An 861-nucleotide genomic window follows, 5' to 3' on the forward strand; every position below is an offset into this window, starting at 1 on the left:
TAGAGCGTGTTAGGCACTTTGTGCCAAACCTGGTAACCTGGCGCAATGCCAGAACGCAAACCGTACCCAACAGATGTATCGGACGAGGAGTGGAGCTTTGCCGCTCCGTACCTCGTCCTGATGAGCGAAGACGCGCCACAGCGCCGATATGAGCTGCGCGAAATGTTCAACGCACTGCGCTGGATGGCACGCGCCGGTGCATCGTGGCGCATGCTGCCGACCAACTTCCCGCCGTGGGAGCTGGTCTACCAGCAAACACAGCGCTGGCTCAACGCGGGTTGCTTCGAGGCGATGGTCAGCGATTTGCGTTCGGTGTTGCGCGTGGCACAGGAGCGCCAGGGCCAGCCCGGTGCGGTGATTCTGGATGGACGCACGTTGCAGTCCACGTGCGAAAGCGGACCGCGCGCGGGCTATGACGGTCACAAGCGCAAGCGAGGCAGCAAAGTCCATATGGCCGTCGACACGCTGGGCCTGCTGCTCGCGGTGCACATTACGCCGGCCAACGAGCAGGAGCGTGCACAGGTGGGCGAGCTTGCGCGTCAGGTTCAGCATGTCACCGGTCAGACGGTAAAACTCGCCTTTGCTGACCAGGGCTATACGGGCGACACGGCGGCGCAGGCAGCCCGCGACGAAGGCATGGAGTTGCAGGTCATCAAACTGCCCGAGGCGAAGAAAGGCTTCGTGCTGTTGCCGCGTCGCTGGGTGGTCGAGCGCAGCTTCGGATGGCTCAATCGCTTCCGGCGGCTGGCACGCGACTACGAACGCCTGCCCGAAACCCTGGCAGGCTTGCATTTCGTCGTCTTCGCTATGCTCATGCTTGTTCATGCCGTGCCCATTATCCAAAGTGCCTAACACGCTCTA

1 protein-coding gene is annotated in these 861 nt (G+C 62.1%); it reads left to right on the top strand.

The features are described 5' to 3' along the window. Nucleotides 1-45: 45 nt before the first annotated feature. Nucleotides 46-852: an IS5 family transposase gene (locus F3J20_RS31735; protein ID WP_167285844.1), complete on the top strand. Its 807-nt coding sequence runs from the start codon at nucleotides 46-48 to the stop codon at nucleotides 850-852. Nucleotides 853-861 lie beyond the last annotated feature (9 nt).

The organism is Paraburkholderia sp. Cy-641, from assembly GCF_011752945.1.
Taxonomy (GTDB): Bacteria; Pseudomonadota; Gammaproteobacteria; order Burkholderiales; family Burkholderiaceae; genus Paraburkholderia.

What these genes read in the sequence shown, in the direction of transcription:
- F3J20_RS31735 (WP_167285844.1), top strand. Translation starts at nt 46, where the DNA reads ATGCCAGAACGCAAACCGTACCCAACAGATGTATCGGACGAGGAGTGG.